Below are 26,447 nucleotides of genomic sequence, written 5' to 3'. Positions count from 1 at the left end.
AAATTCCCCTCACGGCCGAAAATCCTCGCCGTCAGCCTCGCAGGCATCCTCATTGCCCTGCCCGCCTATGCCGCCGACAACCCGCCCGCCGAAGTAACCGAAAGCAGCAACATCGAAGCGCTGACCGTTACCGGCAAACGCAGTGCCGACCAAAAAGGCGCGGACGACGTGTATTACAAAAACGTCTCCAACGCCTACGTCGGCAAAGAATACCTCGAACGCTACCGCGTCCAATCCGCCGGCGACGTGCTCAAAGGCTTAAACGGCGTGTACAACATGAACACCCGCACCGCCGGCGGCGCGATTACGCCCAATATACGCGGCATCACCGGCAAAGGCCGCATCCCGGTTACCGTAGATGGTACAGAGCAAACCATAGACGTATGGATGAACAACTACGGCGTGGGCGACCGCAATTATCTCGATCCCGCCCTGTTCCGCAGCATCGCGGTGGAAAAAAGCCCCGCCCTCACACGCGGCGTGAAATCCGGCGTGGGCGGCGCGGTAACCATCCGCACCATCGAAGCCGGCGACATCGTGCCCGAAGGGAAAAAATTCGGCTTCCAACTGAAAACGGAGTTCTCCAACAACAGCAACAAACAGGCCAACAACCTCAACCAATGGCTGGGCTGGGAAGACTACCGAACCCTGCCCTTCGGCGCGACGGCGGACGGAGCGGGCGGCGGCTTCGACCCTCATACCCGCAAACAAAGCCCGCAGGCCTTGGTGGCCGACGGTCTGACCCCGCCCAAGCACAAAGGCGGCCACGATAATTGGCGTTTCGGCAACGACCGCGGCTATATGGCCGTTGCCGCCTTCAAAACCGAACTTTCAGACGGCCTGGCCGCCTACAGCTACCGCAACAAAGGCAACTACTTCGCCGGGCGCAAAGGTGCGGAAGGCTACCTGCACAATCCGGTATACGACCTGCAAAAATGCAGCGATGAAGGCGGCAGCGACTTCGACTGCAAAAACTCTGCCACCTTCGTGCCCAATATGGCCAAGGTCTACCATCCCGGCGTGGAGGTACTCAACAGCAATACCGAAACCAAAACCCTGCTGCTGAAAAACAACTGGCATCTGCCCGGCAGCCATAAACTTGGCTGGCAGTATATGCGCACTGACGTGCGCTTTGGCGAAATCAACCCCTTCCATACCACCTATGTGATGAATATTGAAGAATACAATCCCAGCAACCGCCCCAAATCATTGTCGCCGCAGATGCAAAGTATCGATTCCAATATCCGCACCGACACCTACAAACTCGGCTGGAACTGGAAGCCCGAAAACAGCCGCTGGATCGACCTGCAGGCCAACCTGTGGCGCATTAAAACCAATACCACCCGCCACCAGAGCGGCGGTATGGATTTGTCTGCCGCCAAACCGGACCCTCACTACGATGTCTGGCACTGGTGCACCAAACGCGGACAACTTCCGCCCGATTATGCCGACAGCTACAGCAGTTGCAGCAGCCTGATGGACGATTTCGGCGTAAACGGTTTAAGTAAAGAAGAAGTGATGAAAATCCTGCCCAACGACAACGGACAATACCGTGTGCTTTCCGGCGCAGAACAGAAAACCCGTGTCAGCCGCACGGGCTTCGACCTCAACAACCGCTTCCGCCTTCATCCGCGCCTGCACATGACCCTGTCCGCCGACTATCAGAACGAGAAGCTGGAAGAAGAAGTGGAAGTGGTTAATTCGCAGGATATGTTCAACCTTGCCGGCATGGCCACCGGCATGACGAAAATCGCCGGCCCGCGCGGCGGCAAACGGCGCGAATGGGGAACCAACTTGGTATTCGACTGGCAGGCCACCGACCGCCTGAAAATCTCCGCCGGTATCCGATACCACAATTTCAGGGGCTTCGACACCGCCCTGGCCGAAGGCCGCGCCCGCCGCGACCCGCGCTATCAGGCCGGTGGCGGCGACAGCAGCACTTATTCGGACGGCGTGTACATCCCATATTTCGAGCTGGTTGGCGATCGGGAGCGGCGCGATTGGGACGCGGTAGCCGAACAGAGCCGGCACGCCTACCAGTCAGGCGATGACGCCGCCATCGCCGCTGCCGACCGAGCCGTGCAGGCGCACGGCGCACGCTATAAGCTGCCGAAATATTACAACAGTTCGGAATATAAGGTGTACGACCAGTATCAATATATCGGCAGCGACGGGCTTGCTTATGGCGACGGCACAGGTTATAATAATTCTCAAAATCATCCGCTGTACCGGGTGCGCCCCGTATATGTGCCGTTTGTGAACGGCAAGCTGGACAGCGGTTCGCTGCCGGAACATTTCCATGATTTTGTGAAAAATTATCAGGAAAAGGTTGCCAATCCACAGGGATTGAATCAGGCACATTACCGATATTGGGCAGGGTCGGGGAATCCTGAGAACTGTATAAGAAGTAATGAAAACAGTTGTATGGATACTTGGCCAGGGAAACTGACCAATATGAGTGTCGGTTACCCGGAAACCGGCGGTGATACCGGATCAGGACATAAGATTATCAATAAACACTACACTGAAGAGCAATACTGGGCGCAGCCCAAACCGATACGCGCCCATGCTTGGGCACCGACCGTCGCCGTCAGCTACGACCTGACCGACAACAACCGCCTGTTCGTGCGCTACGCGCAGATGACCCGCTTCCCCAGCGTGTACGAAGTCGGCAGCTTTTACAACGACCTGGCCTATATCGGATCGCCCAAAGCACCGAATTTCCGCTTCAAGCCGGAACGCAGCCGCAGCCTGGAAATCGGCTACAACTTTAACTTCGCACCGCACTTTGCCCGGCTGCGCCAAGGCGATATGCGCCTGACCTACTACCGCAACCGCATCCGGAACGTAATCGAGACCACCGACCATTTCCGCACCGTGCAATACGACAGCAAGGATACCGCCGGGCTGGAATGGCAGAGCCGCATCGACAGCGGCCGCTTCTTCGCCGCGCTGGGCGCGACCTACCGCCTGAAACAGCAGATGTGCGACCGCGACACGGCCTTCGATTTCGACCCCTACGGCTACAAAGGCGTGCCGATCTGCATTGAAGGGGGCTACGGCAGCACGCGCGGCTACCATGCCCTACAGCCGAAGTATTCGGTGAACCTTGATGCGGGCATGCGCACCTTGGGTGAGAAACTGGAATTCGGCCTGCGCGGCATCTACCACAGCCGCGTCAACACCAAGCAATACGACCAACTGTTGAAGCGGGGTTTTGGGCATATCTTCAACAGCACCGGCAAGCCCTACCATTGGAACCCCTCGCTGACATGGGACGTGTACGGCCGCTATCAGGTACACAAAAACCTCAACGTCAATCTCGGCATCACCAACCTGACCAACCGCTACTACCTCGACCCGATGAGCAACGTGCCCGCACCCGGGCCGGGCAGGACGGTTACCTTCGGGCTGACGGCGAAATTTTAGCCGGACGGATAACGACAGGCGCGGCAAACGCGCCGGACATAGGGATACACAAACCAAACCGCCCCGCAGGGGAAGGCTTTTTGCCGTTTTTTCCGCCAGCCGGCGGCAATAAAGCGGATGTTTGTTGTTATTCACTTAATGTTAAAAAGGAGACTTATTATGTCTATCTTCAAACAAACCCTGTTGGCCGCGACACTGTGCGGCGTTTTCGGCGTGGCCGCCGCCGCTCCGGAAGGTGGTTCAAGTCAAACGGACATAGACAAGAAGCCAACAACAGTCAAACCCGGTGAATCCGATAGTCAGCCTTTTGGTAAAGGCAAGGCAGGCTTGGCATTCAGTACCGACAACGGCCATAGTTGGTCAAACTCCATCAATCTGGAAAACGGCCCGGTTAAACATATCGGTATCAAATATAAACAGGGCACACAGAAAGTTCCGATTAACGGCAACAACCCCTATGCCAATGTGGACGGCACGCGCAATCCGAAACATCTTCGCTTGGGCGACGTAAAGCCGGTTGTCGGCTGGTTCTACAACCCGAAACTGGGACAGGTGTGGTATGAAAACCGCCACAACAACACCGAAGTGTACAGCGTGCGCCAAATAACCGAACCGAAACTCCCCTTTGCACCGAAATTCGGCGGCTTGGTGATTGCCAAAGTGCCGGGCATGGGTGAAGGTAACAACGTATTCTTCGGCGAATGGGCACCACGCAAGGGCAACCCGTCTGACAACAGCACCGATTTAAATATGGCGGACAGCAAACGCACCGTTTGGTATGTAGGCGACAACCCAACCCGAAATATGCCGAAGCTCGTTAATGCTAAATACAATGTATTGGGCGTGAACAAACACACTCCCGGCCGCAACGATTTCTACACCGGTACACTTACCGCCAACTACGGAACAGGGTCAGGTTCATTGACAGGCAGTATCTCCCGTCCAGGCGACAGTGTAAACTTCGCCGGTACCAATATTCGGAGCAACGGTACGTTTGACAACGGCAAGGCAAACGAACATATTACCGGCCGTTTCTACGGCAACAGTGCGGAAGCCTTGGCCGGTATCGTGGATCGCACGGGAGCGGATAAAGACGTAGCCTTCGGTGGCCGCAGACAATAAGCCCAAATTGTTGAGAATACAACGGGATGCAGCTTGACCGTAGTCTGCATCCCGCTTTGGTTTTATCGAATCCGACCTTTTTTCAGACGGCCTCCCTGCCCAAAGGACCCCATCCCATGAAACACCGCCTCTGCCTGCTTTTCCTGCCGCTCTGTACGGTCTGCCTCGCCGCCCCGTCCGACGATGCCGCAGACGAACGCCGCCGCCTGCTGGACGAGGGCAGCCGCCAAACGCAGCAATACCGCGAAAGCGGCTGGCTGGACACGGAGCAGGCACACGGGGAAGTGGGAGAAAACGACGACTACATCATGATAGACGGTACAGTCTACCAAGTCGGCGACACGGCGGAAGAGTTGGAAAGCGCGATTTACCATGCCCTCAACGCGCGGCAGTGGCACAAGGTGCGGCAGTTCGCCGCCCGCTACGCCAAACTGCCCCGGCACAAGCCCGCGCTGATTCATTTGGCCGATGCGCTGCAAAAACGGGACGAAGGGGATTTCCGCGCGGCGGGGAACAGTTTTCAGACGGCCTTGGAAGCCGAACCCGACAACCCCCGCCTGCTGCTCGAAGCGGGGCGGTTTTATGCCGAAGACAACCAAAACAAAGAGTCCGCCGCCGCGTTTGAGAAAGTTCTGAAAACGGATATTCCCGCAGAAACCCGCCCCATCGTGGAAAACTACCTGTCCGAACTGGGCAAACGCCGCCGCTGGCACGGCCAAATCAGCCTAGGCTACGGCTACAACAGCAATGTAAACCAAGGCAACGGCATCAGCCAATGCGTGTGGGAAATCGCCGGCATGTGCCTGATGGAGCGCACCCTACCCGCGCCAACGGATTCGACCTTCTCATCCTATAGCGCGACCGCCAAAAAAACCGTCCCGCTCAAAGGGCATCACGGCGTACAGGTGCGCGGTGTGCTGTACGGCAACCGCTACACGGAAAAAGACCAAGATTCGGCGGCCATGCCGGATTACGGCTATCACAACGGTTCGCTTTACGCGGGATATGCCTATGCCGACGCACGCTCCTCCTTTTCCCTGCTGCCCTATTTCGAATACGACTTCCGCAACCGCCACACCCACTACCGCGCATGGGGTGCGGATGCCGACTGGTCGCACACACTCTCCCCGCGCTGGCGTGTCAATGCCCGTGCCGGCGCGAAAAAGACCGGATACGGCGGACAAAGTAAAACTTATTTTGCCGATTTCAAACAATACGAACTGGGCGCGGGGGCGGAATTTTCCATCACGCCGAAAAGCGGCCTGCTTGCCAACTTCGATGCCGCCCGCAAAGCCTATCCCGAAAAATCCTCTTCCAGCAAAGAATATACGGCGCGGCTGGGCGCATACCGGCTGTTTCCGGGCGGTACTTATTTAAACGCCATCCTGCTCTACCGCCGCAGCCTGTATGACGCGGCAAGTTTCGTCAGCGACAACAGGCGGCGGCGCGACAAGCAATACATCATGATGGCTGCGGCGGGTTTTCCGCAATGGAATATCAAAGGCGTATACCCCGAACTGCGCTTCCGCCGCACAATCGCGCGCAGCAACGCGGTGTATTACCGCTACCTCCAAAACGAATGGCTGTTGAGCTTGAAGTATCGGTTTTAAAAGGAAAGGCCGTCTGAAAACCTTAAATCAGTTTTCAGACGGCCTTTCGAATATCTGCGTAATCAGAACTTCACGCCTTTGTGCAACGCCACAATGCCCGCGCTCATGTTGTGATAGTCCACGCTGTCGAAACCCGCATCCAGCATCATCTGTTTCAAAGTTTCCTGATCCGGGTGCATACGGATGGATTCGGCCAGATATTGATAGCTGTCGGCATCTTTCGCAATCAGTTTGCCCATAACCGGCAGCAGCTTGAACGAATACAGGTCGTACACGCCTTCCAGCGGTTTGTAGACTTTGGAAAACTCCAATACCAGCAGCGTGCCGCCCGGTTTCAACACGCGATGCATCTCTTTCAGCGCGGCATCTTTGTGCGTCATATTGCGCAGGCCGAAAGCGACGGAAACCAGATTGAAGTAGTTGTCGGGAAACGGCAGTTTTTCCGCGTCCGCCAGCGATACGGGCAAAATCAGGCCTTCGTTGAGCAGGCGGTCGCGGCCGACGGTCAGCATGGAGGAGTTGATGTCGGTCAGCCAAACTTCGCCCTCTTTGCCCACACGCTTGGCCCAGCCGCGAGACAAATCGCCCGTACCGCCCGCGATGTCCAACACTTTGTCGCCTTTTTTCAGGCGCGCGGTGTTGATGGTGAAATGTTTCCAAACGCGGTGCAGGCCGCCGGACATCACGTCGTTCATGATATCGTAGTTTTTCGCTACCGAATGGAACACTTCGGCTACTTTGCCGGCTTTTTCGTTCTCATCCACGGTGCTGAAACCGAAATGGGTTTTATGGTCGCTCATGTTGTCTGCCTTGTAAAAATAATGCGGATTCAAATATCGAATACGTCGAAATCGCCAACCACTTTCGACGCGGGAAATATGTTTTGCGCCTGCCGCTCCAGCATCAGCCGTTGCTCCTCATTGGCATAACGCGCGCTGATGTGGGTCAGGTAGAGTTGTTTCACCCCGGCTTCGGCGGCCAGGTTTGCGGCATCGGACACGGTGGAATGGAAAACTTTTTCCGCCATTGCTTCGTCTCCGGCGGCAAAAGTCGCTTCGTGCACCAAGACATCCGCCCCTTCGGCCGCCGCCGGTGCGGACGAACAGGGTTTGGTGTCGCCGAAAACGGCGATTATCCGCCCTTTTCGCGGCGGCGAAAGGTATTCTTTGCCGTCAATCAGCCGCCCGTCGTCCAAGGTTACGGTTTCGCCGTTTTTCAGACGGCCTAACAACGGGCCGGACGGGATGCCGAGTTCGCGCAGACGGTCCATTTGCAAGCCGCCCGCGCGTTCTTTTTCTTCGATGCGGTAGGCGAAGGACGGCAGGCTGTGCGCCAGTGCGAAAGCACGGACGGTAAATTCCCCGTCGTCCAATATGAGGCCGTCTGAAACGAATTCATGGAAGTTTATTGGATAGCTCAACTGCGTTTGCGAAACTTCCAGCGCGCTTTCGACAAAACGGCGGATACCGGCGGGGCCGTACAGGGACAGCGGTTCGTCCGCCCCGCCCAAAAACGAGCGGCTGCTGAGCAGGCCGGGCAGGCCGAAGATGTGGTCGCCGTGCAGGTGCGTGATGAAAATCTGCCTGATTTTGCCCGGCCGGATGTTGGTACGCAGAATTTGGTGCTGCGTGGCCTCGCCGCAGTCAAACAGCCAGACTTCGTTACTTTTCCCGCCTGTTTTCAGGGCGGTGCAGGTAACGTTGCGCGCTTTCGACGGCGAACCCGCGCCGGTGCCTAAAAATTGCAGTTCCATGTTTTCAGACGGCCTCTTCCTCAATGCCGCCCGCCGCAACCGCCGCTGCCGCAGGCATGGCCGGATTTCTGTCCGGCTTGCGAATCGTCGGCAGACGGAAGGCGCGACGCGCCCGCCAATTCGATGCGGCGCAGGTAATCCGCCCACAGTGCGTCGTAATCGTGTGCCAGTGTATGCAAATAGTCCCAATCGTACAAGCCGCTGTCGTGGCCGTCTGAAAACACAATTTTCAAGGCATATTGCCCGACAGGTTCGATATCGTTGATCAGCACGTCTTTTTTACCGGTTTGCAACACTTCCTGTCCGGGGCCGTGGCCGCGCACTTGCGCACTGGGCGAATAGACGCGCAAAAACTCAGCCGGCAGGTCGAAGGTTTCGCCGCCGTATACCAACCCCAAAGCGGCTCGGCCTGAACGGACGCGGATTTCTTCGGGCAGCGGGTGTTTCATGTCGGTTTCCTTCTTTCTTTCGATGTGCGTTCAGCGGCCGAACAGCAAAACCAGCGAAATGCTGGCAAACGACAATACCGTGGTCAGCAGCATAATCGCCGCGCCGCGCTGTTCGTGGCCGTATTGGGCATGGATGATGGCCACCATGCTGGCCATGGGCACGCAAGCCAGCAATGCGCCCGCAAAAAGCATGTCGCGCGGTGCGCCGAACAACAACAGCAGGCCGACGACCAGTAGCGGGAACAACAGCAGCTTGCCCGCCGTCAGCAGGAAAACATCGGCCAACCTGCCGCCCAAACTCAGGCCGACCAAGCTGCCGCCAATCACGAACAAGGCCACCGGCCCCGAACCGGCAGACAGTACCCCGGCGGTTTTCAGCAGCGCGGCCGGCAGGGGCAGCCAGCCGAAGGCGAACGGCACGGCGGCAAACTGTGCGAGGATAATCGGGTTTTTCAGCAGGTTCTTCAATACTGCCGCGAGGTTTTTCAGACGGCCTCCATCGCCGTCCGCCGAATCCGCCAAGATGAAAAACAGCGGAATCAGCAGCATGTTTTCCACCAACACGTTCATGGCGAAATAGCCGCCCGCCGCATCGCCGATGACCATAGACAGCAGCGGATAGCCGATGAAGCCGGTATTGGAAAACGACATGGAAAAGCCGCTCAGTGCCGCCAGCCGAGCATCGCCGCCACGCAGTCTGCCGAACAGCCGGCCGATAAAGAAAGCCGCCAGTGTCGCCACCGCATAGCCTGCCAGGTAAACCGCATTGAATACTTCGTTTACCGGTTTGGCGGCAATGGCAAAAAATACCAATGCGGGCAGGCCGACCTTCATCACGAATTTCGCCGTGCCGCGCAGTTCTTCAAACCGGAATACGCCAAACCGGACCGCGCCGTAACCCAAGCCGATGATGAGGAAAATCGGCGCGGTAATGTTGAAGATTTGCAGCATGGCGGGTTGGCTCCAATCGGCGGACGGCAGGGGCGGATTTTAGCAGATGCGGTGGAGGCCGTCTGAAAAGGCGGTCGCTATTCCAAATCGGTTTTGTCTTCCGGCGTTGCCGTTACGATTCCTTCGATAAAGTCCGGTTGCGGAAGGAGGCTGTCGAGATAGAGGCCAGATTTGTCCAGCGTCGGATAGCCGCTGAAGGTGACGGTGTAGCCGCCGTTGCCGTTGCCGCGGACTTTGGCCTGCGCGCCCAACGGGAAGGTGGTTTTGTTGCTGATGTGGCCGAACGGGAAGCCGGTCAGCACCGGAATCCGCGCCGCGCGGCTGATGGCGGCGGAAACGGCCGACAAATCGTAGCTGCTGTCGTATACGTCGCGGATGTTACCCATGCGGAAATCGCCGAGGATGACGGCCTGCTGTTTTTGCAGGATGCCGGCCAGCAGCAGGGTTTGCAGCATGCGTTCGATGCGGTAGGGCTGTTCGCCCACGTCTTCCAAAAACAGAATGCCGCCGGAGATGTCGGGCATATAGGGGCTGCCGGCCAATGCCGCCAAAACGCTGAGGTTGCCTCCCCAAAGGATGCCCTCCAAGTTCACGTCGCGGCTTTGGAAGGCGGGCACGCTGACGCTGTAACTGCCGGAGGTGGTGCATTGGATGAACGAATCCATGGTGTAGACGCTCGGTACGGGTTTGCCGAACTCGCTGTACACCATGGGGCCGGCGAAACTGAGCCAGTTGCCCCGCGCCAGCAAGGCCAGTTGTAGGGCGCAAACATCGCTGAAGCCGAAAAACAGTGTGCCGTGTTCGCGCATCCGCGCGCCCAACGAGGCAAAATCGATGTGCTGCAACAGCCGGTGCGCGCCATAGCCGCCGCGCATCCCCATCAGCACTTTCGGCGTGGGCACGCGGCCGGAAGCTACGTCTTGAACGTCGGCAATCCGCTCGGCATCGCTGCCGGCAAAACGCTGGTAACGGCGGAACACCGCCTGTTCGTTGCTTACGGTGAATCCGGCCGCCTGAAGGCGGGAAATACCGGCCTGCGCCCGTGCGGTATCGGGGGCGAACCCTGAAGAAGCGATAATGCGTAACACGTTGTTTCCTGATGTTTGTTTGCGGTGCGGCTGCGACGGTGCGGCCTGTGTGGTCGGTTTGACGGGGACGGTCTGCGTTCCGCTACAAGCCTGGAGTATGCCTGCGCCCGCCACGGCGGCGGAGGTGCGGAACAGGTTGCGTCGGGATGTGAGCCAAGTCATCTTTGTATATCCTTTCAGACGGCATGGTATGAATACATGGCGGATAAGGGAAAGCTTCCCTGCCGCTTCAATGGGATTGGCCGTAAAACGGGAGGTGCCGTGTTTTCAGACGGCCTCTTTCTGCAATACCGCCCTTACCTGCTGCGGCCAATCGGCAGGCAGTACGGTTGCGGACGGCCTTTGCGCCGCCGCCCAAATCGGGGCGGGGAAATTGGCATCGTCGGCAAAGCGGGCGATAACGTGCCAGTGCAGGTGCGGTACGACGTTGCCCAAGCTGGCCAGATTGATTTTGGCGGGCTTGAACACCTGCCGCATCGCGCTTTCCACACGATAAACGGTTTCCATCAGTTCGGCGCGCTCGGCCACATCCAAATCGGTCATTTCCGCCACGTGGTTTTGCCAAATGACGCGGCAGAAGGCCGGCGCGTTGGCTTCGTTGTGCACGGCGATAACCCGCAGCTTGTCGTTCCGCCACAGGATTTCTTCGTTGTCGGCAGTGCAGATGGGGCAGTTCATGAAGCATCTCCAAACGGAAAGCCGCCATTGTACCGTAAAACAATCGGAAGACGCAGGAGGCAGGCCTTACGATAGGGCTGTTCAAACTTTTCAGACGGCCTGTTTGAAAACCGAGGCCGTCTGAAAAACCGTTTGTCGGCATAAAAAGGCCGTCTGAAAACCAACTGCGGCAATTTCAGACGGCCTTTCCCGTTTAACATATACCGTTTATTGGCGTTGCGCGTCCACAGCGGCCAGGGCAATCATGTTTACGATGCGGCGGACGGTGGAAATCGGCGTAACAATCTGCACCGGTTTGTTCAAGCCCATCAGGATGGGGCCGACGGTAATGCCGTTGGTGGCGTTCACGCGCAGCAGGTTGTAGCTGATGTTGGCCGCTTCCACATTCGGCATCACCAGCAGGTTGGCCGCGCCGCTCAATGTGGTTTCGGGGAAGATGCTCTTGCGCATGGTTTCGTCCAAAGCCACATCGGCCTGCATTTCACCGTCGATTTCCAAAGTCGGATCAAGTTCGCGGATGATTTCCAGTGCACGCTGCATTTTACGGGCATCGGGGCTGCAATGGCTGCCGTAGTTGGAATTGGACACCAGCGCAACTTTCGGCTTCAGGCCGATGCGTTTCATTTCGGCGGCGCACATTAACGTACCGTTGGCCAATTGTTCGGCGGTCGGGTTTTCGTTGATGTAGGTGTCGGCGATGAAGAAATTGCCCTTGTTGGAAATCAACGCGTTCATGGCGAAGGCTTCTTTTTCGGGATTGTTATAGCCTATTACTTCTTCCATCACGGCAAAGTGGTCGTGGAAACGCCCCATCGTGCCGCACACCAAGCCGTCCGCATGGCCGAGGCGAACCAGAAGCGCGCCCACCAGCGTGGTATTCGCTTTCAAGCGGCGGCGGGCCATTTCTTCGGTTACGCCGCACCGTTTGCGCAGGTTGTAATATTCCTTCCAGCTTGCTTCGTAATAGGGGCTGTTTTTGATGTCGATTAGTTCGAAATCTTTGCCCGGCTGGATGGTCAGGCCTTGGCTGTGCAGGCGTTCTTCGATGAGCTTGGCATCGCCCACCAAAATCGGGAAGGCCAGTTTCTGCGACACGACTTGTTGCGCGGCATGCAATACGCGTTCGTCTTCGCCTTCGGTCAGCACGATGCGCTTGATGTCTTTGCGCGCCTGGTTGAACACCGGACGCATGAACAGGCTGGTTTTGTAAACAAACTCGGTCAGTTTTTCCGCATAGGCTTCCAAGTCGGCAATCGGACGGGTGGCTACGCCGGAATCCATCGCGGCTTTGGCGACCGCCGGGGCGATGCGGGCAATCAGGCGCGGGTCGAACGGTTTGGGAATCAGGTATTCCGGACCGAAAGTCAATTCCGCATCGCCGTATGCGCCGGCCACCTCCGCGCTGGATTCGGCCATCGCCAAATCGGCAATCGCGCGTACGCAGGCCAGTTTCATTTCTTCGTTGATGGTGGTCGCACCCACATCCAGCGCGCCGCGGAAGATGAACGGGAAGCACAGGACGTTGTTTACCTGATTTGGGAAGTCTGAACGGCCGGTGCCGATAATTACGTCGGGGCGGGCTTCTTTGGCTTCAGGCGGCCAGATTTCGGGCTGCGGGTTGGCCAGTGCCAATACGATGGGGCTGGCGGCCATGGTTTTCAGCATTTCGGGACTTAATACGTTGGGGCCGGAGAGTCCCAAGAAGATGTCTTTGCCGTTTACCGCGTCGGCCAATACGCGCTGGCCGTTGTCGGCGATGGCGTAGCGCACTTTGCTCTCGTCCATGCGCCCGCGGTCTTCGCGGGTTTGGTAAATCACGCCTTTGGAGTCGCAAACGGTGATGTTTTCACGCTTCATGCCCAAAGCAACCAGCAAGTCCAGGCAGGCGATGGCGGCCGCACCCGCGCCGGAGCAGACGAGTTTGACTTGGCCGATATCCTTGCCCACCACGCGCAGGGCGTTCAATACGGCGGCGGCGGTGATGATGGCCGTACCGTGTTGGTCGTCGTGGAAAACGGGGATGTTGCAGCGTTCGCGCAATTTTTTCTCAATATAAAAACACTCGGGTGCTTTGATGTCTTCGAGATTGATGCCGCCGAAAGTGGGTTCCAACGATGCGATGATTTCAACCAGTTTGTCGGGGTCGGTTTCATTGACTTCGATGTCGAAAACGTCGATGTTGGCGAATTTTTTGAACAATACGCCCTTACCTTCCATCACGGGTTTGCCCGCCAGCGCGCCGATATTGCCCAACCCCAAAACCGCCGTGCCGTTTGAAATGACGGCCACCAGATTGCCTTTGGCGGTGTATTTGTAGGCGTTCAGCGGTTCGGCGTGGATTTCCATGCACGGCGCGGCCACGCCCGGCGAATAAGCCAGCGATAAGTCGTATTGCGTGCCCAGCGGCTTGGTGGGCGCGACTTGGATTTTGCCGGGATTGGGGTATTCGTGAAAGCGCAGTGCGGCTTCTTTGATTAAATCATCCATGCTGTTTTCTCCTGAAGGGTTTGGGATGCAGGCCGTCTGAAAACGCTACCGGTTCAGACGGCCTGCGAAGATTTGCAAATGCACGATTCTAACATGGCGTGCATACGGGAAAAAGGCCGTCTGAAATGCCTGCATCGGCGTTTTCAGACGGCCTCCGTGTAGTGTCAGACAACTTGGGTTTGGTGTTCGTCGCCGCTGCGTTCGCGGATAACGCCCAAACGGTAAACGGTTTCGCCTTGTTCGGTTAAGAATGCCTGCACCGCGTCGGCATCTTCTTCGGCAATCACGACCACCATGCCGATGCCGCAGTTGAAGGTGCGGTACATTTCTTGCGTTTCCACATTGCCTGCCTGTTGCAGCCATCGGAACAGCTTGGGCAATTCCCATGCTTTGGCGTCGATTTGGGCGACGGTGTTTTCCGGCAGGATGCGCGGTACGTTTTCGGTAATGCCGCCGCCGGTAATGTGCGCCATGCCTTTGACGGTGAATTTTTCCAAAGCGGCGAGGATGGGTTTTACATACAGGCGGGTCGGGGCAATGATGGTTTCGCGCAGGGTTTTGCCGTTGTCGAACTCGGCGTCCAAATCGGGATTGTCGCGGGCGATGATTTTGCGGACGAGGGAGTAGCCGTTGGAATGGGCGCCGTTGGAAGCCAAGCCCAACACGATGTCGCCCGCTTTGATGCTGCGGCCGTTGATGACGCGCTCTTTTTCGACCACGCCGACGGCGAAGCCCGCCAAGTCGTATTCGCCTTCGGGATACATACCGGGCATTTCGGCGGTTTCGCCGCCGATAAGGGCGCAGCCGGATTCTTCGCAGCCTTGGGCTATGCCTTTAATCACGTCGGTAGCGCGGGCGACGTCGAGTTTGCCGCAGGCGAAATAGTCGAGGAAGAACAAAGGCTCAGCACCTTGAACCAAAATATCGTTGACGCTCATGGCGACGAGGTCGATACCGACGGTGTCGTGTTTGTCCCAGTCGAAGGCGAGCTTGAGCTTGGTGCCCACGCCGTCGGTGCCGCTGACGAGGACGGGATTTTTGTATTTTTTGCTGATTTCGACCAATGCGCCGAAGCCGCCCAAATCACCCAACACTTCGGGACGCATGGTGCGTTTGGCAAAAGGTTTGATGTTTTCGACCAGTTGATCGCCTGCGTCAATGTCAACGCCTGCGTCGCGGTAGCTTAAGGATTCGCTCATTTTGTCGGCTTTCTCGGTTTTGTAAACAAGGTTGGGAAAAATCGGCGGCATTTTACCCTATTCCGCCCGTTTTGTCGGGCTTGGCAGCGGTTTTATACGACGTAAAAAGTTTTCAGACGGCCTGAAGGATGCAGCCCGTGCTTCTCCGTGTTATGCTTCGCCACTTTATTTCCCCTTTAGGGCAATCCATTATGTATACGAAGAAAAAACGCGGTCTGTCCCCCTGGCTGCCCTGCGCGGTATTTTTTATCGTTGCAAGCTGGCTGGTGCTGGCATTGCGCGATATTCTGACCCCGTTTATCGTCGCCGCCGTTTTGGCCTATATCCTCAATCCGCTGGTGGAAAAGCTGCGCGACAAAGGCGTATCGCGTGCTCCCGCATCGATGCTGGTGATGATGTTCGCCCTACTCATACTGTTGGCATTGCTGCTGATTCTGATACCGATGCTGCTGACACAATTTCAAAACCTGACCAACCGTCTGCCGCAGCTGATTGACTTCGTTCAAAACAAAGCATTGCCTTGGTTTAACCACCATTTCGGCACACATATCCCGCTGAATAAGGAAACCCTGCTGAACTGGCTGCAAAGCCACACCGGCACGCTGCAAAACACCGCGTCGAAAATCGCCCCAACTCTGATGGAACAAGGCGGCGCGCTGGCTTCCGGCTTGAGCAACCTCGCCCTCCTGCCGCTGCTTCTGTATTACTTCCTATACGACTGGCAGCGTTGGTCGCACGGCATCCGCGCCCTGATGCCGCGCCGCTTTATCGATGCCTACACCCGTATCGGCAGCGAAATCGACGAAGTATTGGGCGAATTTTTGCGCGGGCAGCTAATGGTGATGCTGATTATGGGCGTGGTATACGGCGTCGGCCTGATGCTGACCGGCCTCGATTCGGGCTTCGCCATCGGCATGATTGCCGGCCTTTTGGTCTTCATCCCCTATTTGGGCGCGTTTACCGGCCTGCTGCTGGCCACCATTGCCGCCCTGCTCCAATTCGGCTCATGGCATGGGTTGGTCTGGGTATGGCTGGTATTTGCCGCCGGACAACTTTTGGAGAGCTTCGTCGTTACGCCGAAAATCGTCGGCGACCGCATCGGCCTGTCGCCGTTTTGGGTGATTTTCTCTTTAATGGCGTTCGGCCAACTGATGGGCTTTGTCGGCATGCTGATCGGCCTGCCGCTGGCCGCCATCTGTCTGGTGCTGCTGCGCGAAGGTTCGCAGGTCTATTTCGCCAGCCATTTTTACCAACACAAATGACCTTCCGCATGAACCCTTCCGCCCCGCTTTGGCAAACCCGCCTGCCCTCCACCCTCAGGCCGTCTGAAAAACTGGCCGGCCTGTTGCAAAGCCCGTCGCTGACCGCCGCCTTGCGCGCCCTGCCCTGTGAATTCTCCGTCCGCCTGCTGCATCTGGGCCTGGCGGACGGCAGCCTCCTTCTCGACGGCGGCGGACCGGGCAAATCATACTTCTGCCGCGACGTCGAACTCTGCCTCAATGGCGAACCCGTCGTCTGGGCACGCAGCCAATGCCTGCCGTCGTCCGACTACTGGCGGCAGATGCTCGACTGCGGCAGCCGCCCGTTGGGCGAACGCCTGTTTGCCGAAAGTGCGGACTGGCAGCGTTCGCTGCTGGAATTTGCCGCCCTCGAAGGCATCCCGCTCCCATCGGTGCAAAATGCGCAATTGGCCCGCCGTTCGTTTTTCCAAAGGCAAAACGAAACACTGGGCTTGGTGGAATGTTTCCTGCCCGCCCTGGTCGGTTATTTGTAAAACCGATTATTAAGATAATGCGTCATACCGCCAACCGTCATTCCCGCGCAGGCGGGAATCCGGAAGTTTGGATTTACAGTAATCTTTAAATATTTCTGAAATATAGAGGTCTGGATTCCCGCCTGCGCGGGAATGACGGCGGTTGGTTCGGTCTTCATACGCAAAAGAACATATAAAGGTCGTCTGAAAACGAATATAGCAGAATCCGCTAAATCGTTTTCAGACGACCTTTTCTTTAAAGCCGAATCAAATCAGCCTGCCGGTTAACCCAAAGCCTTCCTTGCTCCGGCGAAGAGGCGGTACCAGCCGGACAGTTCTGTCCAGTCTTCCGGTTTCCAGCTCATTTGCGCGGCGCGGTACACGCGTTCGGGGTGGGGCATCATGATGGTAACGCGGCCGTCGGCGTTGGTGACGCCAGCGATGCCTTGCGGCGAGCCGTTCGGGTTGAGCGGGTAGGTTTGGGTAACTTGGTTTTGTCCGTCGACGTATTGCAGCGCGATGCCGAGGCCGTCTGAAATTTTGCCACCGTGAAGCGCGAAGTCGGCGCGGCCTTCGCCGTGGCTGACGACGACGGGCAGGCTGGAGCCTTGCATTTCGTTCAGGATCAGGGAGGCTGATTTGGGGACGTGAACCATGCTCAGGCGTGCTTCAAACTGTTCGCTCAGGTTGCGTTTGAACTTCGGCCAGCCTGCCGTGCCGGGGATGATTTCGGCGAGGTTGCTGACCATTTGGCAGCCGTTGCACACGCCCAATGTCAGCGTGTTCGGGTCGGCGAAGAAGGCGGCGAACTGATCGCGCAAGGCGGGGTGGAACAGGATGGATTTCGCCCAGCCTTCGCCCGCACCGAGTACGTCGCCGTAGCTGAAGCCGCCGCACGCCGCCAGCATTTTGAAGTCGGCAAGGTGGACGCGGCCTGTCATCAGGTCGGACATATGCACGTCGTAGGCATCGAATCCGGCGCGGGTGAACGCGGCGGCCATTTCGATTTGCCCGTTCACGCCCTGTTCGCGCAGGATGGCGATTTTGGGTTTCGCGCCGCTGTTGACGAAAGGCGCGGCGATGTCTTCGTTCACGTCAAATTTCACGTCGGCAAACAATGCGCTGCGGTCGTTGTCGCCAATCAGGGCGAACTCGCTGTCGGTGCAGGCAGGGTTGTCGCGCAGGCGTTGGATGGCGTGGCTCGTTTCCTGCCATGTGCGTTGCAGGTCGGCGCGGGTTTGTTCCAACACGATGCCTGCCTGATTGCGGATAACGATTTTTTCGTCAGAACCGATGGTGGCAACGGTATGCAAGGGCAGTGCCGCTGCTTTGAACAAGGCTTCTGCTGCCGCAATATCTTGTTTGGCAATTTGAATCACTGCGCCCAGTTCTTCATTGAACAATGCGCGGATGCTGGCTTCGTTGACGTCGGCTTGGTTGGCAACCAGTGAAGTCAAATCCACATTCAACCCACAACGCCCCGCAAACGCCATCTCCGCCAGCGTGGCAAACAAGCCGCCGTCGCTGCGGTCGTGATACGCCAAAAGTTTGTCTTCGGCGACAAGCTGCTGAATCACGCCGTAGAAGTCTTTCAGACGACCTGTATCGTCCAAATCGGGCGCTTCGCCGCTCATGTTGTTATAGACCTGACCGAACGCCGAGCCACCCATACGCGCTTTGCCGAAGCCCAAATCGACAAACAGCAATACGCTGTCTTCGACGTTTTTCAACTCGGGCGTAACGGTTTTGCGCACGTCTTTTACCGGCGCGAACGCGGAGATAATCAGGCTCAACGGTGAAACGACGGATTTTTTCTCTTCGCCGTCCTGCCACACGGTTTTCATCGACAGGCTGTCTTTGCCCACGGGAATGCTCAAGTCCAATGCCTGACAGGCTTTAGAAACCGCTTCGACGGTGCGGTAGAGTTTTTCGTCTTCGCCTTCGTTGCCGCACGCCGCCATCCAGTTGGCGGAAAGCTTGATGTTGCCGATGTCGCCGATGTTGACCGCCGCGATGTTGGTGATGGCTTCGCCGACACACATTCTGCCTGAAGCAGGTGCGTCAAACAGGGCGACGGTCGGTTTTTCGCCCATAGACATCGCTTCGCCGCGATAGGTGTTGAAGCCCATCATGGTAACGGCGCAGTCGGCTACGGGCGTTTGGTATTTGCCGACCATTTGGTCGCGGTGGGTCATGCCGCCGACACTGCGGTCGCCGATGGTAATCAGGAAGTTTTTGGCGGCTACGGTGGGCAGGCGCAGAACGCGGTAGGCGGCTTCGGTAATGTCGATATTGCCCGCGTTAAACGGTTTTTTAGACGACCTCACGGTTTGGTCGCTGCGCGTGGTTTTGGGCGGTTTGCCGAGCAAGACGTTCAGCGGCAAATCGACAGGGTTGTTGGAGAACAAGTCGTCGCGCACTTTCAAATGGCCGTCGTCGGTCGCCGTGCCGACTACGGCAAATGGGCAGCGTTCGCGTTCGCAGATGGCGCGGAAGGTGTCCAAATCTTTTTCCAAAATCGACAACACATAACGCTCTTGCGATTCGTTGCACCAGATTTGCAGCGGGTTGAGGCCGTGTTCTTCCAGCGGCACGTCGCGCAGTTTGAATACCGCGCCGCGTCCGGCATCGTTGACGAGTTCGGGGAAGGCGTTGGACAGGCCGCCCGCACCGACGTCGTGGATGGAGATAATCGGGTTTTGGTCGCCGAGCTGCCAGCAGCGGTCGATGACTTCCTGCGCGCGGCGTTCGATTTCGGGGTTGCCGCGTTGCACGGAGTTGAAGTCCAAAGATGCGTCATTTGTACCGGTATTCATCGAAGAAGCCGCGCCGCCGCCCAAGCCGATAAGCATGCCCGGGCCGCCCAGTTGGATCAGCAACGCGCCTTCGGGGATTTCGTCTTTATGCGTCTGCTGCGCCTGAATGCTGCCCAAGCCGCCGGCAATCATAATCGGTTTGTGGTAGCCGCGAACCTGACCGTCAAATTTCTCTTCAAAAGTGCGGAAGTAGCCCAAGAGGTTCGGGCGGCCGAATTCGTTGTTGAACGCCGCGCCGCCGATGGGGCCTTCAATCATGATGTCCAACGGCGAGGAAATGTGTTCCGGCTTGCCGTAATCTTGTTCCCATGGCTGTTTGAGGTCGGGAATGTTGAGGTTGGATACGGTAAAGCCGGTTAAGCCCGCTTTCGGACGCGAACCTTTGCCCGTCGCGCCTTCGTCGCGGATTTCGCCGCCCGCCCCCGTCGCCGCACCCGCAAACGGCGCGATGGCGGTCGGATGGTTGTGCGTTTCCACTTTCATGATGATATGCGTGTCTTCCTCGTGGAAACGGTAGCCTTGGTTTTCCGCCGCATTCGGATAGAAACGCTCGATTTTCGCGCCTTCGATCACGGACGAATTGTCTTTATAGGCAACGACCGTGCCTTCGGGATGCGCGTTGTGCGTGTCGCGTATCATACCGAAGAGCGATTTCGGCTGTTTTTCGCCGTTGAGGATGAAATCGGCGTTGAAGATTTTGTGGCGGCAGTGTTCGCTGTTTGCCTGCGCGAACATCATCAGCTCCACATCGGACGGATTGCGCTGCAAAGCCTGATAGTTTTCAACCAGATAATCGATTTCGTCGGCTGAAAGCGCCAAGCCCATTTCGGTATTGGCTTTGACCAAAGCCTCTTTACCGCCGCCCAAAACATCGACGCTGGAGAAGGTTTCGGATTCGAGATGGTGGAATAATTTGGAGGCCGTCTGAAAATCGGGTAGCACGGATTCGGTCATGCGGTCGTGTAGCAACGCCGCCCATTGCTGTTTCTGTTCATCATTCAGACGACCTTCCAGCCACACCGCCATGCCGCGTTCGATGCGCTCTATTCCTTCCAAACCGCAGTTTTCCGCGATATTGGTCGCTTTGGAAGCCCACGGCGAAATCGTACCCAAACGGGGCGTTACCAAAAATAAATGCAAGCCCTCGCGCGTTTCGGGCGTTTCTTTAACGCTTTGCGCCGCCAACAAGGCTTGCAGTTTTTCAACAGTCGCGGCATCCAGTGCTTTCTCGCTGCCGACAAAATACCAAAATTCGCTTTTCAGTTTCACTTCGGGCAGGCCGAGTGCGGCCGCTTTTTGCAAGAGTTTTTCAACACGGAAATCGGAAAGGGCGGTAACGCCGCGCAAGGGCAAAACAACAGACATGATTCAGCTCTCAAATGCGGTTGGGAAAGATGGCAGATTATACGCCGAAGCCGCGCATCCGTCCGCCTTTTTCAGACGGCCGCCCGCCCTGCCCGATTGAGTGTTGCGGCGGATTGTGATAATTTCCCGCCCTGCCAAATCAAGCACACAGGAGCCAAGCCGTGAAAAAAATCGAAGCCATCATCAAACCCTTCAAACTTGACGACGTGCGCGAAGCACTCACCGACATCGGCATCACCGGCATGACGGTTACCGAAGTCAAAGGTTTCGGCCGACAGAAAGGCCACACCGAAGTCTACCGCGGCGCGGAATACGCCGTCGATTTCCTGCCGAAAATCAAAATGGAGCTGGTTTTGCGCGACGACCAAGTCGATCAGGTGGTGGACGTCATCATCGAAACCGCCCGTTCCGGCAAAATCGGCGACGGCAAAATCTTTATCTTCCCGGTGGAAGAAGCCATCCGCATCCGTACCGGAGAGCGTTCCGATTCCGCCGTTTAAGCCTGATGGCACACAGGCCGTCTGAAACGCAGAATGCCCCTTTTCAGACGGCCGGCAAACACCGCCCCGCCAATAATTCAAGGAAAACCAATCATGCCTGTTTCACATCCTTATTTTGAAACCTTATCGGCAGGAAGCCCGGAAAACGGACCGGACGTTTGCTGGGAACGTGAGCTGCTCGTCAACGGCGATACCGTCGAAGTCTGTTTGTGGACTGGCGGCGACGACGAACTGAATGTCGAAAAATTAGACGCATTCGCCGCGTTTTTAGCGCGTTTGGACGAAGCGGACAAAATGGCCCGCGCCGCCATTGCCGAATATTTAACCGAAGACGGCGAATATTTGAATCTCCACATCACCGAAATAGAAGGTGCGGACTACCCCGACAACCCCGAAGAATTTGCCCGCGCCATGCGCTTGGAAAGCATCTCTTTATGGACGGTGGAGCTGCCAGACTACGACCCGATTGTGATGGACTACATGATAGACAGCGAAAAAAGCGACGAAATATTGGCCGTCAAACTGTTTGCCGACGGCGGCATATGCGGCATCGACTGGGAAAGTTAGCCCCTTTTCAGACGGCCTTCCGCACCACCCAAGCCGCCCCGTTTCCCACCCCATACCCAAAACAGCCGAGGATTCCCCATGCACACTTCCGCCCTGCCCTTTTTCGGCCTGATCCGCGTCAGCGGCGAAGACCGCGCTTCCTTCCTGCACGGCCAACTGTCCAACCACATCGAAGGACTGGCCGAAGGAGAAGCCTGCTATGCCACCTACAACACGCCCAAAGGCCGCGTCATCGCCAACATGCTGGTGTTCAACCGCGGCGAAGACCTGCTGCTGCTGACGGCGGCAGACCTCGTCGAAGCCCTGTGCAAACGCCTGCGGATGTTCGTCCTGCGCGCAAAAGTCGTCTTCGAACCCCTGCTCGGCTACGGCGCGGCAGGCCGTCTGAACGAAGGCGCAACCGCCCTGCCCGCCGCCGAACCGCACCTTTCCTTCCCGTTTGCCGTTTCAGACGGCCTCATCGAATGCACCCTGCCCCACGGTGGCATCCTGCTGGCAGGCGAAAAAGACAAACTGCCCGCCTACGATGCCGAAGCGGAAAACGCCTGGCAGCTGCATGAAATCCGCAGCGGCTACCCGTGGATTTCAGAGGCGACCAAAGAAAGCTGCGTCGCCCAAATGCTCAACCAGCACACCATAGGCGGCGTGCACTTCAAAAAAGGCTGCTACCCCGGCCAGGAAATCATCGCCCGCGCCCAGTATCGCGGACAAGTCAAACGCAGCTTGGCCGTATTGTCGGGCAGCAGCCTAGAAGCCGCAGGCATCGCCGTCCTGCAAGACGGCGCGGAAGCGGGCATCATCATCAACACCGCCTGCACCGCCGAAGGCAGCCTGAGCCTGGCCGTCATCAAACACAGCGCGGCCACCGCCCCGCTTACCGATGCCGACGGCAACCCGCTGCAACAGCAGCAACTCTTCTTCGATACGTCGGAAGCGGAATAAAGCACGCCGCCGCAGATGAGGCCGTCTGAAGATACCGCACCGCTTTTTTCAGACGGCCGCCGATTCATATAGCGCAGTGGATTAAATTTAAATCAGGACAAGGCGGCGAAGCCGCAGACAGTACAGACAGTACGGCAATGCGAGACCACGCCGTACCGGTTTAAATTTAATCCGCCATACAACCCACCGAGAAAAGAAAACACCTTATGTTTACAGGCATAGTACAAGGCATGGGGCGTGTCGTTTCCGTCGAACAGCCCGCCGCCGATTTCCGCACCCACACGGTCGAACTGCCCGAGGACATGGCCGGCGGCCTGCAAACCGGCGCGTCCGTCGCCCACAACGGCTGCTGCCTCACCGTAACGGAAACGGACGGCCGCATCGCCCGTTTCGACCTGATGGCCGAAACGCTGGACAAAACCAACTTAGGCCGTCTGAAAGCGGGCGACTTGGTCAATCTCGAACGCGCCGCCCGCTTCGGCGACGAAATCGGCGGCCACCTGATGAGCGGCCACATCACCGCCACCACCGAAATCCTCCGCATCGAACGCACCGAGCACAACACCACGATGCACTTCGCCCTGCCCGCCGCGCTCAAACCCTACATCCTGCCCAAAGGCTTCGTCGGCCTCGACGGATGCAGCCTGACTATCGGCAGCGTCGGCGAAGACTCGTTCTGCGTCCACCTGATTCCCGAAACCCTGCGCCGCACCCTGTTCGGCACACGGCAGGCGGGCAACACGGTCAATCTGGAAATCGACCCGCAAACACAGGCCGTCGTCGATACCGTCGGCCGGATATTGGCCGCCAAAGGCTGACGTCTTTCAGCCGAATCAAGTCTGAACAAAGCCTGCGCGGCGGACAAAACCGGCCTATCCATTCCTTTGCGGATGCGCAACAGCTTTGCCCGACATCCATTCGGAAAAACAAACAGGCCGTCTGAAAAACAAATTTTCAGACGGCCTTCATCATCCATTCGCAAACGGTTTGGCAGATTCAACGTTCCGTACAAGCCGTCAGCCGTCAGGCCGTCTGAAAACACCTGCTTTCAGACGGCCTGCACGATAACGAAACCGTTCCCTGTTATTCCGTTTCCCGCCACACCGGCAGCGCGCCGAAAGCCTGCGCCGTCGGCATAATTTCAATCGCGTTCACATTGACATGCTTCGGCCTCTGATACAGCCACAGCACCGTATCCGCAATATCCTGCGGCGTAACCGGCTGCACGTTCTCATACACCTTCGCCGCCCTGCCGTCGTCGCCCTTGAAGCGTACGTTGGAAAACTCAGTTCCGCCGCACAAGCCCGGCTCCACATTGCTCACCCGCACCCCCGTGCCCTGCAAATCCGCCCGCAGATTGAGCGAAAACTGGCGGACGAACGCCTTGGTCGCGCCGTAGACATTGCCGCCCGGATAAGGGTAAGTACCCGCGATCGAACCGATATTGATGATGTAGCCGTCGCGCCGCGCCGTCATCTGGGGCAGCACCAGACGGGTCAGGTACGCCAATCCGAGCACGTTGGTTTCAATCATCGTTTCCCAATCGGCGAAATCGGCACGGTCGGCCGCATCCAATCCCAAAGCCAGGCCACCGTTGTTAATCAGGCAGTCGATTTCGCCAAACGGCGGCGGCAGGCTTGCCAACGCCGCCGCAACGGACGGCCTGTCGGTCAAATCCAATTCGAGGGGATAAAACGACCCGCCCAGTTCGTCGCGTAGGCCCTGTAGTTTATCCATACGCCGTGCCGCGCCGACCACGCGGAAGCCGGCCCGTACAAAAGTCCTGCACATCGCTTCGCCGAAGCCCGCCGATGCGCCGGTAATCAAAACCGTCATTTTTTTCTCCTTAGCGATGGACGGCAAACCTTTTGCCGCCCTGTTTTCAGGTATGATGCGCGCTTCAAAAACCATACCGAAAGAGGAACACATGAATCTCCGTACCGTTTTTGCCGCAGCGGCCGCCACTGTAACACTGGCGGCCTGCGGCGGACAAGGCGGCCCTGCCGCAGACAAAGGCCCGATTTCCGCCGAACGCACCGCCGCCTTCAAGCGTATGATGCCCGAATTCGCCGTTATGGGGAAAATGGTCAAAGGCGACGAAGCATTCAGCCAAGGCAAATTCAAAGAACTGACGGCCGTTTTCACCCAAAATGCGAAAAAACCGTTCGACCACTTCCAAAACGACCCGCAGGGCAACGGCGACGCGCTGCCCGCCGTATGGGTGCAACCGGATGATTTTAAACGTAAACAAAGCGAATTTTTCGCAGCGGTGGACGAGCTGAACGCCCAATCGCAAAACGGTCGGCTCGAAGGCATCACCGCTGCCTACAACAACGTCAGCGCAAGCTGCAAATCCTGCCACGACGTATACCGCAGGCCGAAATAAAGGCCGTCTGAAAGCCGCAAAACCTCAAAGCGAAAAAAAGGCCGTCTGAAAACGAAGTTTCTGCGAAGCTAAAACGAAGTTTCTGCGAAGCTAAAACAAAGTTTCAGACGGCCTCAAACATCGGCACGTCAAGTATCGGCAAAATCCGCCCGGCGGACGAGCAAAAAGCACAACGGCAACGCCACCGCCGCCAAAGCCGCGCCAGCGAAGCCGACGTGTTCCAAACCGAACTGCTGCACGGCATAACGTCCGAACAACGCGCCGCCGCCTATCCCCACGTTGTACAACGAAGAATAAATCGACGTCGCCACATCCGTCGCATCGTCGGCAAACCGCAGCACGCGCGACACCATCGCCAAACTGAGCGCAGTGATGCCCACGCCCCAAAAGAAGCACAACACCGTCAAAACCCAAGGGGACGCTGCCGACGGCAGCAGCAAAACCATCACCGCCGTCATCAGTAGCGCGTAAGCGGCAAAAGACAAACGGCTTTTGCGGGCAAACCAACGTCCGAACAAGTACGACCCGGCAAAACCGGACGCGCCGTACACCAGCAGCAGCATCGTCGCCCGCTGCGGCGAAAAGGCAGCCGTCTGAAGCGCGAACGGCTCGATATAACTGTAAGCCGTGAAATGGGCGGTTATCATCAGCACGGTAAAGGCAAACAGCTGCAGCAGACTCTTGCGCCGCAACAAAAGCGGCAGGCTGGCCAGCGAACCGCTGTTGATACTCGGCAGCTTGGGCAGAGTTTTAACCAACACCGCCGCCGTCAAAGCCGCCGCAATCCCGATCAGCAGGAAACTCAGCCGCCAGCCGTACGCCTGACCCGCCATCCGCCCCAACGGAATACCCAACACCATCGCCAGCACCGTTCCCATACTCAGCAGGCTCAAAGCCTGATTCCCCTTGCCCTTGGGCGCAATCCGCACCGCCAAAGCCGCCGTAATCGACCAAAACAGCGCGTGTGTCAGCGCGACCACAGTACGGCTGACCAGCAAGACAGTAAAATTGCCGGCAAAAAACGACAACACATGGCCGCCTGCAAACACCGCCAGCAAAACCAACAGCAACACCTTGCGCTCCGTCGCCCGCGTCATCAGCATCAGCGGCAGCGACATCAAGGCCACCACCCACGCATACACCGTAATCATCACACCGGCCTCGGCGGGCAGCATGCCGAAACTGCGCCCGATATCGCTCAACAGCGCAATCGGGATAAATTCGGTGGTATTGAAGATAAAGGCCGCGCAGGCAAGCGCGAACACGCTCAGCCAGCGAGAAGATTCTGTCGCCATAGATTCACCATCCGTTCACAAAAAGGCCGTCTGAAAATTCAGACGGCCGGCGATTGT

At 57.5% G+C, this 26,447-nt stretch carries 21 protein-coding genes and 1 pseudogene; 11 read left to right on the top strand and 11 right to left on the bottom strand.

The features are described 5' to 3' along the window. Positions 1 to 21: 21 nt before the first annotated feature. The 3 genes from BM261_RS05905 (at position 22) to BM261_RS05895 (ending at position 6,161) form a co-directional block, all read left to right on the top strand. Complete coding sequence (locus BM261_RS05905; protein ID WP_074896273.1) at positions 22 to 3,429, top strand: TonB-dependent receptor domain-containing protein; 3,408 nt, start codon at positions 22 to 24, stop codon at positions 3,427 to 3,429. 159 nt (positions 3,430 to 3,588) lie between these two features. After that, positions 3,589 to 4,551, top strand: coding sequence for a Slam-dependent surface lipoprotein (locus BM261_RS05900; protein ID WP_074896201.1), 963 nt, complete (start codon positions 3,589 to 3,591; stop codon positions 4,549 to 4,551). A gap of 116 nt (positions 4,552 to 4,667) precedes the next feature. Continuing rightward, positions 4,668 to 6,161, top strand: a complete 1,494-nt coding sequence (locus tag BM261_RS05895; RefSeq protein WP_074896198.1) for a surface lipoprotein assembly modifier — start codon at positions 4,668 to 4,670, stop codon at positions 6,159 to 6,161. Positions 6,162 to 6,223: 62 nt separating this feature from the next. On the opposite strand, the gene ubiE is transcribed toward BM261_RS05895, so the two are convergent. The 8 genes from ubiE to purM all read right to left on the bottom strand — a co-directional run bounded on the left by ubiE (position 6,224) and on the right by purM (position 14,766). Next, a complete protein-coding gene (ubiE, locus tag BM261_RS05890; protein ID WP_074896195.1) occupies positions 6,224 to 6,961 on the bottom strand; it encodes a bifunctional demethylmenaquinone methyltransferase/2-methoxy-6-polyprenyl-1,4-benzoquinol methylase UbiE in 738 nt (245 codons plus the stop codon). A 29-nt stretch (positions 6,962 to 6,990) separates the two neighbouring features. Beyond that, positions 6,991 to 7,914, bottom strand: a complete 924-nt coding sequence (gene rnz / locus BM261_RS05885; protein ID WP_074896191.1) for a ribonuclease Z — start codon at positions 7,912 to 7,914, stop codon at positions 6,991 to 6,993. A gap of 20 nt (positions 7,915 to 7,934) precedes the next feature. Next, positions 7,935 to 8,363, bottom strand: coding sequence for a gamma-butyrobetaine hydroxylase-like domain-containing protein (locus tag BM261_RS05880; RefSeq protein WP_074896188.1), 429 nt, complete (start codon positions 8,361 to 8,363; stop codon positions 7,935 to 7,937). 30 nt (positions 8,364 to 8,393) lie between these two features. Next, positions 8,394 to 9,314 carry an AEC family transporter gene (locus tag BM261_RS05875; protein WP_074896187.1) on the bottom strand — a complete coding sequence of 307 codons (921 nt, stop codon included), beginning with the start codon at positions 9,312 to 9,314 and terminating at the stop codon, positions 8,394 to 8,396. A 77-nt stretch (positions 9,315 to 9,391) separates the two neighbouring features. Continuing rightward, the gene (locus BM261_RS05870; RefSeq protein ID WP_074896186.1) at positions 9,392 to 10,564 is read right to left on the bottom strand and encodes an LD-carboxypeptidase; all 1,173 of its coding nucleotides are present in this window, start codon (positions 10,562 to 10,564) and stop codon (positions 9,392 to 9,394) included. A gap of 105 nt (positions 10,565 to 10,669) precedes the next feature. Next, complete coding sequence (locus BM261_RS05865; protein ID WP_074896184.1) at positions 10,670 to 11,080, bottom strand: HIT family protein; 411 nt, start codon at positions 11,078 to 11,080, stop codon at positions 10,670 to 10,672. A gap of 207 nt (positions 11,081 to 11,287) precedes the next feature. After that, entirely contained in the window at positions 11,288 to 13,567 is a 2,280-nt protein-coding gene (locus tag BM261_RS05860; RefSeq protein ID WP_074896183.1) for an NADP-dependent malic enzyme, read from the bottom strand. A gap of 164 nt (positions 13,568 to 13,731) precedes the next feature. Next, the gene (purM, locus tag BM261_RS05855) at positions 13,732 to 14,766 is read right to left on the bottom strand and encodes a phosphoribosylformylglycinamidine cyclo-ligase (RefSeq protein ID WP_074896270.1); all 1,035 of its coding nucleotides are present in this window, start codon (positions 14,764 to 14,766) and stop codon (positions 13,732 to 13,734) included. 191 nt (positions 14,767 to 14,957) lie between these two features. Here purM and BM261_RS05850 point away from each other — a divergent pair, with 191 nt between their 5' ends. Next, the gene (locus tag BM261_RS05850; protein ID WP_074896267.1) at positions 14,958 to 16,028 is read left to right on the top strand and encodes an AI-2E family transporter; all 1,071 of its coding nucleotides are present in this window, start codon (positions 14,958 to 14,960) and stop codon (positions 16,026 to 16,028) included. Positions 16,029 to 16,036: 8 nt separating this feature from the next. Then, entirely contained in the window at positions 16,037 to 16,540 is a 504-nt protein-coding gene (locus BM261_RS05845; protein ID WP_074896181.1) for a chorismate--pyruvate lyase family protein, read from the top strand. 263 nt (positions 16,541 to 16,803) lie between these two features. Here BM261_RS05845 and purL read toward each other — a convergent pair whose 3' ends face one another. Then, entirely contained in the window at positions 16,804 to 20,700 is a 3,897-nt protein-coding gene (gene purL, locus BM261_RS05840) for a phosphoribosylformylglycinamidine synthase (protein WP_074896178.1), read from the bottom strand. Between the two features lie 161 nt (positions 20,701 to 20,861). Here purL and BM261_RS05835 point away from each other — a divergent pair, with 161 nt between their 5' ends. From BM261_RS05835 to BM261_RS05820, 5 genes and pseudogenes are all read left to right on the top strand, one after another. Next, entirely contained in the window at positions 20,862 to 21,200 is a 339-nt protein-coding gene (locus tag BM261_RS05835) for a P-II family nitrogen regulator (protein ID WP_074896175.1), read from the top strand. Between the two features lie 93 nt (positions 21,201 to 21,293). Continuing rightward, positions 21,294 to 21,767: a DUF2004 domain-containing protein gene (locus BM261_RS05830; RefSeq protein WP_074896172.1), complete on the top strand. Its 474-nt coding sequence runs from the start codon at positions 21,294 to 21,296 to the stop codon at positions 21,765 to 21,767. A gap of 78 nt (positions 21,768 to 21,845) precedes the next feature. After that, positions 21,846 to 22,709, top strand: coding sequence for a CAF17-like 4Fe-4S cluster assembly/insertion protein YgfZ (ygfZ, locus tag BM261_RS05825; RefSeq protein WP_074896170.1), 864 nt, complete (start codon positions 21,846 to 21,848; stop codon positions 22,707 to 22,709). Positions 22,710 to 22,784: 75 nt separating this feature from the next. Further along, positions 22,785 to 22,916 (top strand): annotated as a pseudogene (locus tag BM261_RS13050) (IS5/IS1182 family transposase); the annotation flags it as partial. Further along, entirely contained in the window at positions 22,916 to 23,527 is a 612-nt protein-coding gene (locus BM261_RS05820) for a riboflavin synthase subunit alpha (RefSeq protein ID WP_074896167.1), read from the top strand. The pseudogene BM261_RS13050 and the gene BM261_RS05820, both read left to right, overlap by 1 nt. 265 nt (positions 23,528 to 23,792) lie before the next feature. On the opposite strand, the gene BM261_RS05815 is transcribed toward BM261_RS05820, so the two are convergent. Next, a complete protein-coding gene (locus tag BM261_RS05815) occupies positions 23,793 to 24,545 on the bottom strand; it encodes an SDR family oxidoreductase (RefSeq protein ID WP_074896165.1) in 753 nt (250 codons plus the stop codon). Between the two features lie 91 nt (positions 24,546 to 24,636). Between BM261_RS05815 and BM261_RS05810 the strand changes: the two genes are divergently transcribed. Beyond that, entirely contained in the window at positions 24,637 to 25,095 is a 459-nt protein-coding gene (locus BM261_RS05810) for a c-type cytochrome (protein ID WP_074896264.1), read from the top strand. A 128-nt stretch (positions 25,096 to 25,223) separates the two neighbouring features. On the opposite strand, the gene BM261_RS05805 is transcribed toward BM261_RS05810, so the two are convergent. Continuing rightward, positions 25,224 to 26,390, bottom strand: a complete 1,167-nt coding sequence (locus tag BM261_RS05805; protein ID WP_074896162.1) for a sugar transporter — start codon at positions 26,388 to 26,390, stop codon at positions 25,224 to 25,226. Positions 26,391 to 26,447 lie beyond the last annotated feature (57 nt).

It is taken from the genome of Neisseria elongata subsp. elongata (assembly GCF_900113545.1).
Lineage (GTDB): Bacteria > Pseudomonadota > Gammaproteobacteria > Burkholderiales > Neisseriaceae > Neisseria > Neisseria elongata.
This window is presented reverse-complemented; position numbering and strand designations above follow the sequence as displayed.

Bases quoted from the DNA above. Each gene is read 5' to 3' on its own strand.
- purL (WP_074896178.1), bottom strand. From the start codon at position 20,700: ATGTCTGTTGTTTTGCCCTTGCGCGGCGTTACCGCCCTTTCCGATTTC.
- BM261_RS05845 (WP_074896181.1), top strand. From the start codon at position 16,037: ATGAACCCTTCCGCCCCGCTTTGGCAAACCCGCCTGCCCTCCACCCTC.
- BM261_RS05820 (WP_074896167.1), top strand. From the start codon at position 22,916: ATGTTTACAGGCATAGTACAAGGCATGGGGCGTGTCGTTTCCGTCGAA.
- BM261_RS05830 (WP_074896172.1), top strand. From the start codon at position 21,294: ATGCCTGTTTCACATCCTTATTTTGAAACCTTATCGGCAGGAAGCCCG.
- ygfZ (WP_074896170.1), top strand. From the start codon at position 21,846: ATGCACACTTCCGCCCTGCCCTTTTTCGGCCTGATCCGCGTCAGCGGC.
- rnz (WP_074896191.1), bottom strand. From the start codon at position 7,914: ATGGAACTGCAATTTTTAGGCACCGGCGCGGGTTCGCCGTCGAAAGCG.
- BM261_RS05860 (WP_074896183.1), bottom strand. From the start codon at position 13,567: ATGGATGATTTAATCAAAGAAGCCGCACTGCGCTTTCACGAATACCCC.
- purM (WP_074896270.1), bottom strand. From the start codon at position 14,766: ATGAGCGAATCCTTAAGCTACCGCGACGCAGGCGTTGACATTGACGCA.
- BM261_RS05870 (WP_074896186.1), bottom strand. From the start codon at position 10,564: ATGACTTGGCTCACATCCCGACGCAACCTGTTCCGCACCTCCGCCGCC.
- BM261_RS05850 (WP_074896267.1), top strand. From the start codon at position 14,958: ATGTATACGAAGAAAAAACGCGGTCTGTCCCCCTGGCTGCCCTGCGCG.
- BM261_RS05900 (WP_074896201.1), top strand. From the start codon at position 3,589: ATGTCTATCTTCAAACAAACCCTGTTGGCCGCGACACTGTGCGGCGTT.
- BM261_RS05805 (WP_074896162.1), bottom strand. From the start codon at position 26,390: ATGGCGACAGAATCTTCTCGCTGGCTGAGCGTGTTCGCGCTTGCCTGC.
- BM261_RS05895 (WP_074896198.1), top strand. From the start codon at position 4,668: ATGAAACACCGCCTCTGCCTGCTTTTCCTGCCGCTCTGTACGGTCTGC.
- ubiE (WP_074896195.1), bottom strand. From the start codon at position 6,961: ATGAGCGACCATAAAACCCATTTCGGTTTCAGCACCGTGGATGAGAAC.
- BM261_RS05810 (WP_074896264.1), top strand. From the start codon at position 24,637: ATGAATCTCCGTACCGTTTTTGCCGCAGCGGCCGCCACTGTAACACTG.
- BM261_RS05880 (WP_074896188.1), bottom strand. From the start codon at position 8,363: ATGAAACACCCGCTGCCCGAAGAAATCCGCGTCCGTTCAGGCCGAGCC.
- BM261_RS05865 (WP_074896184.1), bottom strand. From the start codon at position 11,080: ATGAACTGCCCCATCTGCACTGCCGACAACGAAGAAATCCTGTGGCGG.
- BM261_RS05815 (WP_074896165.1), bottom strand. From the start codon at position 24,545: ATGACGGTTTTGATTACCGGCGCATCGGCGGGCTTCGGCGAAGCGATG.
- BM261_RS05875 (WP_074896187.1), bottom strand. From the start codon at position 9,314: ATGCTGCAAATCTTCAACATTACCGCGCCGATTTTCCTCATCATCGGC.